The organism is Actinopolymorpha sp. B17G11, from assembly GCF_040196095.1.
Taxonomy (GTDB): domain Bacteria; phylum Actinomycetota; class Actinomycetes; order Propionibacteriales; family Actinopolymorphaceae; genus Thermasporomyces.
On the sequence record NZ_JBEFTW010000111.1, the window covers coordinates 1 to 773 of the forward strand.

1 protein-coding gene is annotated in these 773 nt (G+C 63.0%); it reads left to right on the forward strand.

The window, feature by feature from the left end; all coding sequences use genetic code 11:
- On the forward strand, positions 1-773 hold a 773-nt coding region (locus tag ABN028_RS35215; protein WP_349699674.1), incomplete at both ends, for a carbohydrate ABC transporter permease.

The window sequence follows — 773 nt, forward strand, 5'->3', positions numbered from 1 at the left end:
GTCCTTGGTGCGGTGCCGACGATGCTGCCGTTCGTCTGGTTGATCCGCAGCGCGCTGATGGGTGACAACCAGATCTTCATCGCACCCCCGGAGTGGATTCCGAACCCCTTCGAGTGGGCCAACTTCTCCGGCGCACTCACCGCGCAGCCATTCGCCCGGTACTTCCTCAACACGATGATCATCGAGGTCTTCACGGTGATCGGCACCGTTTTGACCTGCGCGGTCGCGGGGTTCAGTTTCGCACGGCTGCGGTGGCGGGGACGCAACGTCGTCTTCGCGGTTCTGCTCAGCAGTGTGATGCTGCCGTATGCCGTGACGCTGATCCCGACCTTCGTCATGTGGCGGACTCTCGGCGCGTTGGACACGTTCGTGCCGCTCACGGTCCCGGCGTTCTTCGGCGGCGCGGGTGGTGGCGTGTTCAGTATCTTCCTGCTGCGGCAGTTCTTCCTGACGATTCCGTTCGAACTCGACGAGGCGGCCTACATCGACGGCGCGTCGCCGTGGAAGGTCTTCTGGACGATCATCCTGCCGCTCTCGAGGCCAGCCCTGGTCGTGGTGACGATCTTCACGTTCATCGGGACGTGGAACGACTTCCTCAACCCGTTGCTCTACCTGAGCAGCGAGGAGAACTACACGCTCGCGCTCGGCCTGGCGTCGTTCCAGAGCGTCTACACCGCGCAGTGGGGCTACCTGATGGCCGCATCCGCGGCGGTGATCGCACCCATCATCGCCCTGTTCTTCTTCCTCCAACGCTACTTCATCGAAGGCGTCAC